The organism is Natronohydrobacter thiooxidans, from assembly GCF_001884735.1.
GTDB classification, from domain to species: Bacteria; Pseudomonadota; Alphaproteobacteria; order Rhodobacterales; family Rhodobacteraceae; genus Roseinatronobacter; species Roseinatronobacter thiooxidans_A.
Map to the genome: position 1 here is coordinate 301,017 of NZ_MJAP01000002.1, position 14,241 is coordinate 315,257.

The window sequence follows — 14,241 nt, forward strand, 5'->3', positions numbered from 1 at the left end:
AGCGCCGGGGCTTTGCCCCGGACCCCAGAGTATTTCGGGCAAGAAAATCAGACAGTCTCTGTCATCATCTCGCGGATGTCGGTCAGCCGGCCGGTGATGGCGGCAGCGGCGGCCATGGCGGGGGACATGAGATGCGTGCGTCCGCCGCGGCCCTGACGGCCCTCGAAATTCCGGTTCGAGGTCGCAGCGCAGCGCTCGCCCGGAGAGAGCTGGTCGGGGTTCATGGCAAGGCACATCGAGCAGCCCGCAAGGCGCCATTCAAAGCCCGCATCGATGAAGATCTGGGCGAGCCCCTCTTCCTCGGCCTGCGCGCGCACAAGGCCCGAGCCCGGCACGACCATCGCGCGTTTGACCGCGATTTTCCGGCCTTTGAGAATCTCGGCCGCAGCGCGCAGATCCTCGATCCGGCCATTGGTGCAGGAGCCGATGAACACGGTGTCGATCTCGATATCGGTCAGTTTCTGACCGGCTTGCAGCCCCATATAATCGAGCGCGCGGCGTGCGGCCTCGACCTTGCCACCGGTAAAGCTCTCGGGGGCCGGTACCGTTGCGGTGATCGGCAGCACGTCTTCGGGCGAGGTACCCCAGGTCACGACCGGGGCGATATCTTCACCCTTCAGCGTGATCACCTTGTCCCAATGCGCGTCCGGGTCCGATTTCAGCGTCTTCCACCAGGCCAGTGCGGCGTCCCATTGTGCGCCTTTGGGCGCATGGGGGCGACCCTGCACATATTGAAAGGTTTTTTCATCTGGCGCAATAAGACCGGCGCGGGCGCCGCCCTCGATGGCCATGTTGCACACGGTCATCCGCCCTTCCATCGACAGATCTTCGATGGCCTGACCGCAATATTCGATCACATAGCCGGTGCCGCCCGCGGTGCCGGTCGCGCCGATCACCGAGAGCGTGATGTCCTTGGCGGTCACACCGGGGCGCAGCGAGCCGGTGATCTCGACCTTCATGTTCTTCGATTTCTTCTGGATCAGCGTCTGGGTGGCCAGAACATGCTCGACCTCGGAGGTGCCGATGCCATGGGCAAGCGCCCCAAACGCCCCATGCGTAGCGGTATGGCTGTCACCGCAGACAACGGTCATGCCGGGCAGGGTCCAGCCCTGTTCGGGCCCGACGATATGCACGATCCCCTGACGGATATCCGACACAGGGTAGTAATGCACACCGAATTCACGCGCATTGCGGTCGAGCGCATCGACCTGAATGCGCGATTCCTCGTTCTTGATGCCCTCTTCACGATCAGGTGTGGTCGGCACGTTATGGTCGGGCACCGCGATGGTTTTTTCCGGGGCGCGGACTTTGCGACCGGTCATGCGCAACCCTTCAAAGGCCTGCGGGCTGGTCACTTCATGCACCAGATGGCGGTCGATATAGAGAAGGCAGGTGCCATCCGCGTCTTCATGGACGACATGGGCGTCCCAGATCTTGTCATAGAGGGTCTTGGCCATGGTTATAACTCTTGGCTGGAAGGAAAACTTGTCTGCTGAGAGTGGCCGCAATGGGCCATGTGATCAGATCAGCGGCAGTCGGGCCAGAACCGACCGGGCCTCGCGCTGGAAGCGCTGGGGCAGGCGTGCATGGTCGGTCATGTCGAAAAAACGAGTCATGCATGGGTGGATACGCTGAAACGCTGTGCAAGGCAACGGGCATGCGCGCGGCGGGTAACGGCGATGTGCTGCGCAAGTTTGCATCAATGCGCCGGATTCTGGCGCAGAATATTGAGAAGGCCCATGCGAGATGCTATACTGGAGGGGTAACTTACCCATAGGAGGACAGGTCTCTGTCTTACACCGATACAACTGCTTTCGCCGATCAGACAGAGACACAGCCTGTCCTGCCCATTTCCAGCGAGGCCATCCTTGATCTGGTCCTGTCGTCGCTGGATGACGACAAGGCCGAGGATATCGTCACCATTGATCTGCGTGGCAAGACGGCCATGGCCGATCACATGGTCGTGTGCTCCGGGCGCTCAACGCGGCAGGTGGCCGCGATTGCCCAGAAATTGCTTGACCGGCTGAAAGAGACCTTTCGTCTGTCGGCCCGGTCCGAGGGCAAGGATGTGGGCGACTGGGTGCTGATCGACACCGGCGATGTCGTGGTGCATGTTTTCCGCCCGGAAGTGCGCGAGTTCTACCAGCTTGAAAAGATGTGGCAGGGCGCGGGCGGGCCGTCAGCGGCCTGATGCGCCTGCATATCTGTGCAGTGGGTCGGCTTCGGAAGGGGCCGGAACGCGATCTGATCAGCGACTATATCACACGGTTTGACCGCGCAGGCCGCGCCCTGTCGCTTGGGCCTTGCCTTGAGCATGAGCTCGATGAGCGCAAGGCCGTGTCGATGCGGGAACAGGCGCGCGGGCTGGAGAGGGTGATTCCCGACGGTGCTGTTGTGGTCGCCATGGATGAGCGCGGCGACAATCTGGATTCGCGCGGTTTCGCGCGATTGCTGGAAACAACCCGCGATTCGGGGGCAGGCGAGATGGCCTTTCTCATCGGCGGGGCGGATGGGCTGGAACCCGAATTGCGCGACGCGGCGCACAGGCGTTTGTCCTTCGGGGTGATGGTTTGGCCGCATATGCTGGTGCGCGTGATGCTGGCCGAGCAGATTTACCGGGCCGCGACCATCCTGTCCGGCAGCCCCTATCACCGCGACTGATCCATGAAAAAAGCCAGAGCACCAAGGCTCTGGCCAGTTGGCAAGACAGGGGAGGGAGAACCTGCCCGGAGGGAAAGACTGCGGCGGCGGCTACCAGCCGTCTGCGGCGCGGGTGCCGAATTTCTCGACCAGAAAATCGATCAGGGCGCGGACCTTGGGCTGGGTGTAGCGCCCGGCGGGATAGACGGCATAGAGGCTTTGCACATCGCGCGGCAGGTCGGGCATGACATCTTCGATCAGCCCTGCTTTCATCGCGGGGGCATAGAGAAAGCTGGGCAGATAGGCGATGCCAAGCCCGTTGATCGCCGCGTTCAACAGTGACTGGCCGTCATTGACCGAAAACCACGAGGATGAACGGACCTGCCGGACCTCGCCCGAAGGTGCGGTGATCTTCCAGACCGAACTGGCCGCGTTATGCGAGTAATAGAGCAGGCGGTGATCGTTCAGATCATCGATGCGTTGCGGGCGGCCATGCTCTGCCAGATAGGCTGGAGCGGCGATCAGCCGCTGGGTGGCTTCGCAGATCTTGCGGGCGCGCAGGCTGGAATCGTCCATCTCGCCCATGCGGATGGCGAGATCGAACCCTTCCGAGATCAGTTCGACATAGCGGTTTTTCAGGACCATATTGACCGACACATCCGGGTAGCGGTTCAGAAATTCGCCGAGGACCGGCGACAGATGCGTGGCGCCGAAATCCGTGGGCACGGCGAGGCGCAGAATCCCCGAAGGCGCGGATTGCATCGAGGCGACGAGATTATCCGCTTCGCCCGCGTCGTTCAGCACGCGGCGCGCGCGGTCGTAATAGGCCAGACCGATATCCGTGGGGCTGACGCGGCGTGTCGTGCGGTTCAGCAGGCGCGCGCCAAGCCGGGCTTCGAGTGCAGAGACATGTTTGGAGACGGCGGATTTCGAGATCCCCATCTTCCGCGCTGCATCTGTGAAGCCGCCCTGGTCTACCACCGTGGCGAATGCTTCCATCTCGGTCAATCTGTCCATTACTCTGCCCTACGCAAAACATTCGTGTCGGGTTTCACTTTCGGGTTCAATTCGGGCAAGAATACGGTCGTGACTGGTCAGCACTGGGACAATGCACAGCGAATGGGCGGATTTCTGCGAAAACGGTAAACAGCGGCGGCGGGACTGGTCGCGGTTTCGCGACAATCCTGCGCGGCGGGCTATGGGGCCGCGCCCTACAGGCCGAAGCTGGCGAAGGGGATGTATCGGACCGGAGTGCCCGGCGTGATCTGGATTGCCGCGTCGGGTAATTCGACCAGTCCTTCGGCCCAGCTCAACCCGCTGATGCGGCCCGATCCTTCCGAGGCAAAGACCTCGACCGCGCCCTGCTCATTGATCCTTGCGCGCAGATATTCGCGCCGCCCCGGTTTCTTGGATTTGCTGAAGGCTGCCGGAAGCTCGAAGCCCTGCGGTGTGATCCAGCCGCTTCCCGCCAGCAGTGACAGGGCGGGGCGGCCGAAGATCAGGGTGCAGACAAGGGCCGCGACCGGATTTCCGGGCAGGCCCAGAACCGGGACGCCCTGCCAGAGCGCCAAGGCGAGCGGGCGACCGGGTTTCAGGGCGATGCGCCAACTGCTGAGCGTGCCGCGCGCGCGCAGCAGGCGCGAGACATGATCCTCATCCCCGGCAGAGGCCCCGCCCGAGGTCAGGATCACATCGCAACTCTGCGCGCCCTGATCGAGCGCGCCCGCAATGGCGGTCTCGTTGTCGGGCCAATGTCCCAGGTCGACCGGCTGATAGCCCCATTTGCGGGCGATCTCCAAGAGCATGGGGCGGTTGGCGTCATAGATCTGGTGCAGGGCTGCCGGTGCCGCTGGATCCGACAGGATTTCGTCGCCGGTGGAGAGCACGCCCACCCGCAGCGGGCGATGCACCGGGATGCGCGCGACCCCGAGTGCCGAGGCCAGCGCCAGATCGGGCGGCGTCAGGATGCGCCCGGTGCGCAGGAAAACCGCGCCGGCCTGCACATCCTCGCCGGCCTTGCGGGTGTTGATGCGCGGTTTGACCGGGCCGTCAAAGGCTACGCGGGCGCCGTCGGTTGCGCAGTCTTCCTCCAGCACGACGGTATCGACCCCTTGCGGCAGGATGGCGCCGGTCAGGATGCGGATGGCATGGCCTGCGGGCAGGGGGCCGTCATAGGGCTGACCTGCGGCGGCGCGGCCCGCCACCAGCGGCAAGGTGTAGGGGCCGTCGCCTGCAAGCGCGGCATGGGCGAAGCCATAGCCATCCACGGCGGAATTGGCAGCAGGCGGGTTGGCGCGGCGGGCGATAAGGTCTTGCGCCAGTACGCGCCCGCCGGACTGTGCCGTGGCGAGGTCTTCAGTGGTGGTGACAGGGTGCAGCGCGTCGCGCAGCCGGGTCAGGGCGGCCTCCACCGGCACCCAGTCCACGCCCTGCGGCATGGCGAAACAGTCATTGCGCAGGCGCGGCGGGGTCAGGGCTGGCTGGCCCAGCGCCGAGAGCAGCTCTGCGCCGTGTCCGGCACCCAGTATCCAGCCTTCCTCGCGCAGGATATCGCGCGGGGCCTCCGGGCGCATCATGGGGGCCAAATCCGCCGCGTGAAAGGCGCGCGCCAGCAGATCGACCTGCGCGGCATCCTTGCAGGCATAGCCTTGGGCCGCGCGCACAGCGCTGTCGATCAGCGAGAGATAGGTTTCGGTCAGGACCAGCGGCGCAGGGGTATCCTGCATCGGCCAGACTGCGAGAGCGTCGCCGAATTCCGCGCGCAACTGCGCCAGATGGGCCTGACCGAGCAGGCTTTGCGAGCCGACAGAGCCGGTGGTGTAGAGCTTCCACATCGGATGCGACCCGGCGCAGAGCGCTTCGGTCGCGCGCAGGTCTGCCAGCCCGTGCCCGCTGCGTTCCTTGCCCTTGGCTGGCAGGTCGGGCAGATCAAGATGATCTGGCCTGCCCCAGAAGGGCCCCAGCCCCGGAAACCGGCGGTTGATCTCGGCTGCGACATGAAACCGGTTGTTGCGGTTCGTCGCGTCATCTTCGATCCGTGCCGCCAGCCAGTCCCAGACGGCCAGCGCTTCGGCCCGGCCGGTCAGATGTTTGGCAAAGCCTTTGGGAAAACCGAAGCCGATGTCGAAACTGACCAGCATGCGCTGATTTTCCGCCAGCGCCGCGCGCATCTGGTTGCGCAGATAGGCCATTGTCTCGGCACGGGTCGCGAAATTCTGCGGGGGGTCGGCCTGCGCCCCTGCCATGCCGATCCAGATGGAATCTGCGCCGCGTTTCGGGGTGGAATTGGCCGACCAATCCACCACAAGGATGCGGTCAAACCGGCTCATGCCTGCATCCCCAGATCGGCGAGGATGAAATCCGCGATGGCGCGCGTGTTGTTCAGATCAAGCTGGGGCAGGTCGATATCGTCTATGGCCGTGTCGGTCGCTACGGCGCGGATGCTGGCATTCCTGCGCGCCAGCAGATCGCGTCCGGCCGCAAGGCGATAGGCTTCGATCTTGGGGTGATCAGAGCGTTTATAGCCCTCGATCAGCACCAGATCGACGGGTGAGAGCTTCGTGAGAAGATCGGCAAGGGGTGGCTCCGGCGCATCGCGCAACTCATGCATGACCGCCCAGCGCCGGGGCGAGGACAGGACGACCTCGCGCGCACCTGCAATGCGGTGACGGTAGGAATCGCGCCCTTCATGGTCAATTTCGGTGTCGTGATGGGCATGTTTTACGGTCGAGACACGCAAGCCCCGCGACACGAATTCAGCGACCAGCCGTTCCATCAAGGTGGTCTTGCCCGTGTTCTTCCAGCCGGTAACGCCGTAGATTTTCATGCCTGCCCTGCGATCTGTTCGGCAACAGCAATATCCTCTGGCGTGTTGATATTGAAGAAGGGATCGAAAGGGTCTGTGCCGAACTCTGCGGTGCCCGCGCCATGCTGATCGGTCCAGAGCACGACCTTGCGCAACCCGCCGATCAGGGCTGCGCGCAGATCATCGCGCAGGGCAACCGGCCAGAGGCCGAAGGTCGGCTGACGCCAGAGCTTGCCGCCTTCGCGCGTGGCAGCGAGCGCGAGGCCACTTGGCCCGGCAGCGGCCTGAAGCTGCGCGACCAGATCATGCGGGAAAAACGGCGTGTCGGCGGCGACAGAGACCACGGAATCCGCCCCTTGTTTCGCGGCCCAGTCCATCCCGGCCAGCACGCCCGCAAGCGGGCCGGGCCAATCGGGCAGGCTATCGGCGATGACCGGCAGGCGATATTCAGCAAATCGCGAGGGATTGCCATTGGCATTGAGCGCGATACCCCCCACCTGCGGCGCCAGACGCACGATGACGTGATCCAGAAGTGGCCTGCCTGCGACTTGGCGCAACCCCTTGTCGCCGCCCCCCATGCGCGTGGCCTGCCCGCCCGCAAGGATCACCCCGAGCGGCAGGCTCATGCCCCGGCCCCTTTGCGGCGGTGCTTGCGATCCTCTTCGGGCACCGCGCTGAGGTCGGCATCGCGGATCAGACGCTCTTCGCCGGACAGGCAGATGAAACGCTGCCCGCGCATGCGCCCGATCAGGGTCAGGCCGACCTGCCGCGCGATTTCAACGCCCCAAGCGGTGAAGCCCGAGCGCGAGGCGAGCACCGGAATGCCCATCTGCGCGGTCTTGATCACCATTTCCGAGGTCAGGCGTCCGGTGGTGTAGAGGATCTTGTCTGCCCCGGTCACGCCATGCCGGAACATATAGCCCGAGATCTTGTCCACGGCATTGTGGCGGCCGACATCTTCCATATAGACCAGAACCTCGTCGCGCTGGCACAGGACAGTGCCATGGATCGCCCCTGCCGCCAGATAGAGCGATGGCACGGTGTTGATCGTCTTTGCCAGCGCATAGAGCCAGCTTGTGCGGATCTCTGCCTCGGGCAGGGTCAGACCCTCAAGCCCTTCCATCATATCGCCAAAGACCGTGCCCACGGCGCAGCCCGAGGTGCGGGTCTTTTTCTTCACCTTCTCTTCATAGCTGGTCTGGCGGGTTGTGCGCACGACGACGACTTCCAGATCTTCGTCATATTCGATGGCTGTGACCTGATCATCCGCCCGCAGCATCCCCTGATTGCGCAGGAAGCCCAGCGCCAGATATTCCGGGTAATCGCCGATCGTCATGGCGGTGACGATTTCCTGTGCATTCAGAAAGATCGTCAGCGGGCGCTCTTCGACGACGCGGATGGTCTGGCGTTGCCCGGTCTGGTCATGTCCTTCGACTGCGCGGGTCAGCCTCGGGTTGTCGGTGTCGGGCAGATAGCGGGGGGCTTGCACCATTGCGCTCTGGTCCTGCGGCCTGTTTCAATCTAGATGGATATAACATCTGCGAAGGCAAAGGGCAGGGCAATGTTGGGCTTTATCACGCTTGAAGGGCGCGGGGCATCGGACAGGGTGCTGGCCGATCTGGCGCATGATCTGAGCGCGCGCGGTGTCGATCTGGCCGGGGTCATCCAGATCAATCGTGAAACCCGCCCGGACCGGCTGTGCGACATGGATTTGCAGGTGCTGGGCCATGACCACACTGTCCGGATCAGCCAGAGCCTCGGGCCGCATGCGCGTGGCTGTCGTCTGGACCCGCTTGGGCTGGAAACCGCCGTGGGGCTGGTCGAGGCCGATCTGGACCGCAAACCGGCGCTGCTGATCCTGAACAAATTCGGCAAATCCGAACTGGACGGGCGCGGGTTCCGCAACGTCATCGGGAAGGCGCTGTCAGCGGATGTGCCGGTGCTGACCGCTGTGAACAAGGCCAATCTGGCCGGGTTCCAGCAGTTTGCCGAAGGAATGGCCGAAGCGCTTGACCCCGCGCCGCACGCTTTGCTGGAGTGGTGCGGTCGCGTGACGCAGCGACGTTTTGCCTAGGAAAACCGGCTTTTTCACGCTATCTTAACGATAATTGACGTCATTTGCGTGTTTGCAGGAGGGAGATCATGTCTGAAAGGACTGACCGTCACTTCGTTTCCGAGGCCGGAACCGTTGGGCCGCTGGAGACCTTGCGCGGCAAGCAGCTATCCTTGGCGAAATTGCGTCAGCCGCCCGCGCAGGTGATGGCGCGTTACTGCTTTCGCCCGTGGGAGGCCGATGACGCCCCGGTCTATCAGCGCATGCTCGATGATGCGGAACTCTGGCGCTATATGCCCGAGGCGTATCCGGGCGAGATCTCCCCGGATATGGCGGGTACGCTGATTGAACTGTCGCGGCAGGCCAGTCATCACAAGGTTCGTGCGGTCGAATATCAGGGCCGGGTGATCGGCCAGATGCGCATGCAGTGGAAGACCGATGTCACGCCGCCGCAATCGGGCGAGATCAGCTACTGGCTGGGGCGCGACTATTGGGGGCTGGGGCTGGCCGCGCCGATGATCGCGCTGTTTTCCTGGCGCTGCTTCAGCATCTTTCCCGCGCTCTCGATGATCAATGCGCGGGTGCATCGCGAGAACATGGCCTCGCAGCGTGTGTTGGAGCGTCTGGGCTGGACACGGGTCGGTATTGAGGGCGATTGGCAGGAATTCCGGATGCAGCGCCAGCATGTGACCGACTGGGCGAGCCTGAACAAGCCCGTCACGCTGCCGGGCTGAGTGAAAATCTTGCACGCGGCGGCTGTGCCCATCTTGCAACAGGCCGCTGCCTTTCCCACATGAGTTTGAAGGCCCGACAGGGCCATGTGCTGCGTGTCAGGCATGGCCGGATTTCCGGGCGCTTATGTAGGAGAAGATGCCATGACACTAGACAAATTCACCGAGCGGGCGCGCGGATTTATTCAGGCCGCCCAGACAATTGCCTTGCGCGAGGATCATCAGCGCGTGACGCCTGTCCATGTGCTTAAGGCGCTTCTGGACGATGATCAGGGCATGGCCGCAAATCTGATCCGCAGCGCAGGTGGATCGCCGGAACGCGTGGTGCAGGCAACCGAAATCGCGCTTGCGAAAATGCCGAAGGTTTCGGGCGGCGAAGGTCAGATCTATCTCGATCCGCAGACCGCCAAGCTGCTGGATCAGGCCGAACAGCTTGCCAAGAAAGCCGGGGACAGTTTCGTGCCGGTCGAGCGGTTGCTGACCGCGCTGGCGCTGGTGAAATCCGACGCCAAGGACGCGCTGGATGCAGGCGCGGTGACGGCGCAGAAACTCAATACCGCGATCAATGACATTCGCAAGGGGCGCACGGCGGACAGTGCCTCGGCCGAGGAAGGTTATGACGCGCTGAAGAAATACGCCCGCGACCTGACGCAGGCGGCGCGCGATGGCAAGATCGACCCGATCATCGGGCGCGATGATGAAATCCGCCGCGCGATGCAGGTGCTGTCGCGGCGCACCAAGAATAACCCCGTCCTGATCGGCGAGCCCGGCGTGGGCAAGACCGCGATTGCGGAAGGCCTGGCGCTGCGTATCGTCAATGGCGATGTGCCGGAGAGCCTGCGCGACAAGAAGCTGATGGCGCTGGATATGGGCGCGCTGATCGCCGGGGCGAAATATCGCGGCGAGTTCGAGGAACGGCTGAAAGCGATCCTGTCAGAGGTGACGGCAGCGGATGGTGAGATCATTCTCTTCATTGACGAGATGCACACGCTGGTCGGTGCGGGCAAATCCGAGGGCGCGATGGATGCCGCGAACCTGATCAAGCCTGCGCTTGCACGGGGCGAGTTGCATTGCGTGGGGGCGACCACGCTGGACGAATATCGCAAGCATGTGGAGAAGGACGCAGCCCTTGCGCGGCGCTTCCAGCCCGTTGTCGTGGAAGAACCGACAGTCGAGGATACGATCTCGATCCTGCGCGGGATCAAGGAAAAATATGAGTTGCATCATGGCGTGCGGATCAGCGACAGCGCGCTGGTCGCGGCGGCCACGCTCTCGCATCGCTACATCACGGACCGGTTCCTGCCCGACAAGGCCATCGACCTGATGGACGAGGCGGCCTCGCGCCTGCGGATGGAAGTGGACAGCAAGCCTGAGGAGCTGGATGCGCTGGACCGCGATATTCTGCAAAAGCAGATCGAGGCCGAAGCGCTGAAGAAGGAAGATGATGCGGCCAGCAAGGACCGGCTGGCGACGCTGGAAAAGGAACTGTCGGACCTGATGCAGCGTAGTGCCGAGATGACCGCTTCCTGGCAGTCCGAGCGCGACATGCTGGAAGCTGCGCGCCAGATCAAGGAAGAGCTGGACCGCGCGCGGATCGATCTGGAAACCGCCAAGCGCAGCGGCGATTTCGCCAATGCCGGGCGACTGCAATATGGGGTGATCCCGGAACTGGAGCGCAAGCTGGCCGAGGCTGAGGCGCGCGAGGCGGAAAAGCTGGTGGCCGATGCCGTGCGCCCCGAGCAGATCGCGGAAGTGGTCGAGCGCTGGACGGGAATTCCGACCTCGAAAATGCTGGAAGGCGAGCGCGAGAAGCTTCTGCGCATGGAAGCAGAGCTGCACAAGCGCGTTGTCGGTCAGGATGAGGCCATTCGCGCGGTCGCCAATGCGGTGCGCCGGGCGCGGGCGGGGCTGAATGACGAGAACCGCCCCTTGGGCAGTTTCCTGTTCCTTGGGCCGACCGGCGTGGGCAAGACCGAACTCACCAAGGCGGTGGCGCAATATCTGTTCGACGATGATCAGGCGATGGTGCGGATCGACATGTCCGAGTTCATGGAAAAGCATTCGGTGGCGCGGCTGATCGGGGCACCTCCGGGCTATGTTGGCTATGAAGAAGGGGGTGTCCTGACCGAAGCCGTGCGGCGCAGGCCCTATCAGGTCGTGCTGTTCGATGAGGTCGAGAAAGCGCATCCCGAGGTGTTCAACGTGTTGTTGCAGGTGCTGGATGACGGGCAACTGACCGACAGTCACGGCCGGACGGTGGATTTCAAGCAGACGCTGATCATCCTGACTTCAAACCTTGGTAGCCACGCCCTGAGCCGGATGGCGGAAGGGGCTGACCGTGCCAGCGTCAAGGCCGAAGTGATGGAGGCGGTGCGCGCGCATTTCCGGCCCGAATTCCTGAACCGGCTGGATGAGACGGTGATCTTTGACAGGCTGTCGCGCGACGATATGGATGCGATTGTCGATATCCAGATGGCGCGGTTGCTGAAACGGCTGCTGGCGCGCAAGATCACGCTGGAGATGGATGCCGACGCCCGCATATGGCTTGCGGATAAGGGCTATGATCCGGTCTATGGCGCACGGCCCCTGAAGCGGGTGATCCAGCGCTATCTGCAGGATCCGCTGGCGCAGATGCTGTTGGCGGGTGAGGTGCTGGACGGTGCCTCTGTTCCGGTCACGACCGGCCCGGAGGGGCTGATCATCGGAGGCAAGAGCTTCGGGGATGAGGATGCGCCGCGTGTGAAGCTGGTGCACTGACAGAAATACGGCCCCGGAGGTGATCCGGGGCCATATTCCGGCTGTTTGCCTGGCTCGTGTTGGTTCAAGGGGCGCGCAAACTGAAAAGAGCGGGCGCTGGGCCCGCTCTTTCCGATTCTGTCAGCCAGATCAGGCGCCGATCACGCCGCCATCTTCGCGGGTGATCACGACGAGCGCGGAGCGCGGGACGGCGTCGCCGCCATCGGGCCAATGCGAGGCGAGAGTGCCCGCCGCGAAATCTTCGGGCGTTGTGGTGGCACCCGGATGCTGCACGCCGACAAACATGGTGCGCTGATCGGGGGTGGTGCAGACGCCGGTGATCTCCTGCCCCATCGGGCCGGTCAGGAAGCGCCGGATCTCGCCTGTGCGCGGGTCTGCGGCCAGCATGGCATTGTTGCCGACCGGGGCAAGATCGCCCTTGTTCTGCGCGCTTTCGCCGATATCGGTCTGGATCCAGAGGCGCGAATCCGCATCGAACCACAGACCATCGGGGCAGGCGAAGATGTTGTCTTCGTCCAGAGAGTCGCCGCTCAAGGTGCGCGAAGTGCCGACATCGCCCGCGATCACAAACAGATCCCAAGTGAAGCTCGTCGCTGCCGGATCGTCGCGCCCTTCGCGCCAGCGGATGATATGGCCGAACTGGTTGCCCGCACGCGGGTTGGCCGGATCGACCTGTGCTTCGGTGCGGCGGGTGTTGTTGGTCAGCGTGAAATACACCTCGCCCGTCGCCGGATCGACTGCGCCCCATTCCGGGCGGTCCATCTTGGTCGCGCCTGCCGTGTCGGCAGCCAGACGGGTATTGACCAGAATATCCGCCAGATCGGCAAAGCCGTTGTCGCGGGTCAGGCCATTGCGACCCGGCGCCAGGGCAAGCCACTCGCCGGTGCCGTCGGCATTGAACTTCGCCACATAGAGCGTGCCTTCATCCAGGATCGCGCCGTCTGTTTCGCCGGGGGTGTAGACATCGCGCGACACGAACTTGTAGATGTATTCAAACCGCGCATCGTCGCCTGCATAGGCCACGATCGGTTTGCCGGCTTCAGCCTTGGCAAAGACGACACCCTCATGCGCAAACCGGCCCAGATGCGTGCGCTTGACCGGCGTGCTGTCGGGGTTGAACGGATCGATTTCGACAACCCAGCCGAAGCCATTGGGCTCGTTGCGGTAGTCTTCGGCTGCAGATGCGCCTTTGGTCGAGGCATCAAAACGCAGGTATTCATCTGCGCCCGACATGGCATGGTGCCAGCCGTAGCGCGCGTTGGGATTGGTCGAGACACCATAGCGCGCATGTTCGCGGGGCAGGTTGGGTTTCTGGTCTTCCTGATCGGTATTCGAGAAATAGCCTGCCCAGTTTTCTTCTGCCGCCAGATAGGTGTTCCAGGGCGTCACCCCATGGGCGCAGTTGTTCAGCGTGCCGCGAGTCATGGTGCCGTCAGGCGAATATTTGGTGACGACATGATGCGAGCCGCGGACAGGCCCGCCGATTTCCATCGGCGTATTGCCGGTAATGCGGCGGTTGCGCGGATCGGCGATGATTTCCCAGTCGCCATTTTCCTGCTTCTGCACGCGGAACACTGCGACCCCGTGGGCGTTGATTTCCTTGAGCACTTCGTCGTCGTCGCGCTTGCCATCGTGATAGACGACCGCGCCCGAATCCAGTTCCTGCCCGGCATATTTCTCGGCATGCAGGAAGCGCGGTTCGATATATTCGTGGTTGAGCACATAGAGACCGTCGGTCGAGGATCCTTCATAGGGGCTTTCGCCCTCGATCGGGAAGAAATGCTGGCCGTCATGATGCATGCCGACCTGATGGCCCTGCTCTTCGCCCGTATTGGCACCGTGATAGGCGGGCATGTCGCCGCTGATGGCATCGCCCCAGCGCGCGAGGATCTGGGTTTTGTAGCCTTCGGGGACATGAATCATGTCGTCTTCGGTCACGGGAACCGCGTTGAAGCCCAGAAGCGGCGACGTAGAGGCGGCGAGCGCGCCGCGGGTCGAGACACCAACCCCGACCAATCCGGTGATCGCTGCGGCCAGACCGCCCATCAGGAAGCCACGGCGCGAGGCGCGGGCTTCGATCACGTCAAAGAAGGTCGGGTTGTTGGAGCGGTTCGACGGTGCTTCGTCGCCATGCTCGTAATCCGGGCTCTGGGTGTGGTCCGGGTAATCGTTCTGATAGTCTTTCATGATCTTGCTCCCCTTCGGCTGGATCAAGGGCGCTGTGAGCGCTCCTGCGAGGTCAGCTAATCGAGTCG

General features: G+C 63.3%; 12 protein-coding genes. 5 read left to right on the forward strand and 7 right to left on the reverse strand.

From position 1 onward, the window contains the following. Positions 1 to 47: 47 nt before the first annotated feature. Positions 48 to 1,463, reverse strand: a complete 1,416-nt coding sequence (gene leuC, locus BG457_RS02455; RefSeq protein WP_139257517.1) for a 3-isopropylmalate dehydratase large subunit — start codon at positions 1,461 to 1,463, stop codon at positions 48 to 50. 380 nt (positions 1,464 to 1,843) lie between these two features. Between leuC and rsfS the strand changes: the two genes are divergently transcribed. Both rsfS and rlmH read left to right on the forward strand, forming a co-directional pair. Next, complete coding sequence (rsfS, locus tag BG457_RS02460; protein ID WP_071795386.1) at positions 1,844 to 2,191, forward strand: ribosome silencing factor; 348 nt, start codon at positions 1,844 to 1,846, stop codon at positions 2,189 to 2,191. Further along, positions 2,191 to 2,661, forward strand: a complete 471-nt coding sequence (rlmH, locus tag BG457_RS02465; RefSeq protein ID WP_071795387.1) for a 23S rRNA (pseudouridine(1915)-N(3))-methyltransferase RlmH — start codon at positions 2,191 to 2,193, stop codon at positions 2,659 to 2,661. The genes rsfS and rlmH overlap by 1 nt, the downstream gene beginning before the upstream one ends. A gap of 90 nt (positions 2,662 to 2,751) precedes the next feature. Here rlmH and BG457_RS02470 read toward each other — a convergent pair whose 3' ends face one another. From BG457_RS02470 to BG457_RS02490, 5 genes are all read right to left on the reverse strand, one after another. Beyond that, positions 2,752 to 3,657, reverse strand: coding sequence for a LysR family transcriptional regulator (locus BG457_RS02470; RefSeq protein ID WP_071795388.1), 906 nt, complete (start codon positions 3,655 to 3,657; stop codon positions 2,752 to 2,754). A 194-nt stretch (positions 3,658 to 3,851) separates the two neighbouring features. Continuing rightward, positions 3,852 to 5,969 carry a molybdopterin-binding protein gene (locus tag BG457_RS02475; RefSeq protein WP_071795389.1) on the reverse strand — a complete coding sequence of 706 codons (2,118 nt, stop codon included), beginning with the start codon at positions 5,967 to 5,969 and terminating at the stop codon, positions 3,852 to 3,854. Continuing rightward, positions 5,966 to 6,466: a molybdopterin-guanine dinucleotide biosynthesis protein B gene (gene mobB / locus BG457_RS02480; protein ID WP_071795390.1), complete on the reverse strand. Its 501-nt coding sequence runs from the start codon at positions 6,464 to 6,466 to the stop codon at positions 5,966 to 5,968. Before mobB ends, BG457_RS02475 begins: the two co-directional genes overlap by 4 nt. Beyond that, positions 6,463 to 7,071 carry a molybdenum cofactor guanylyltransferase MobA gene (mobA, locus tag BG457_RS02485; RefSeq protein ID WP_071795391.1) on the reverse strand — a complete coding sequence of 203 codons (609 nt, stop codon included), beginning with the start codon at positions 7,069 to 7,071 and terminating at the stop codon, positions 6,463 to 6,465. The genes mobB and mobA overlap by 4 nt, the downstream gene beginning before the upstream one ends. Next, on the reverse strand, positions 7,068 to 7,937 hold the full coding sequence (locus tag BG457_RS02490; RefSeq protein WP_071795392.1) for a formate dehydrogenase accessory sulfurtransferase FdhD: 870 nt from the start codon (positions 7,935 to 7,937) through the stop codon (positions 7,068 to 7,070). Before BG457_RS02490 ends, mobA begins: the two co-directional genes overlap by 4 nt. Before the next feature lie 69 nt (positions 7,938 to 8,006). Between BG457_RS02490 and BG457_RS02495 the strand changes: the two genes are divergently transcribed. The 3 genes from BG457_RS02495 to clpB all read left to right on the forward strand — a co-directional run bounded on the left by BG457_RS02495 (position 8,007) and on the right by clpB (position 11,986). Continuing rightward, entirely contained in the window at positions 8,007 to 8,519 is a 513-nt protein-coding gene (locus BG457_RS02495) for a DUF2478 domain-containing protein (RefSeq protein WP_071795393.1), read from the forward strand. Positions 8,520 to 8,587: 68 nt separating this feature from the next. Beyond that, entirely contained in the window at positions 8,588 to 9,232 is a 645-nt protein-coding gene (locus tag BG457_RS02500) for a GNAT family N-acetyltransferase (RefSeq protein WP_071795394.1), read from the forward strand. Positions 9,233 to 9,373: 141 nt separating this feature from the next. Continuing rightward, positions 9,374 to 11,986 (forward strand): ATP-dependent chaperone ClpB, encoded by a 2,613-nt coding sequence (gene clpB / locus BG457_RS02505; RefSeq protein ID WP_071795395.1) that lies wholly within the window; start codon positions 9,374 to 9,376, stop codon positions 11,984 to 11,986. Positions 11,987 to 12,115: 129 nt separating this feature from the next. Here clpB and BG457_RS02510 read toward each other — a convergent pair whose 3' ends face one another. Beyond that, positions 12,116 to 14,173, reverse strand: coding sequence for a PhoX family protein (locus BG457_RS02510; RefSeq protein ID WP_071795464.1), 2,058 nt, complete (start codon positions 14,171 to 14,173; stop codon positions 12,116 to 12,118). Between the last annotated feature and the right edge of the window lie 68 nt (positions 14,174 to 14,241).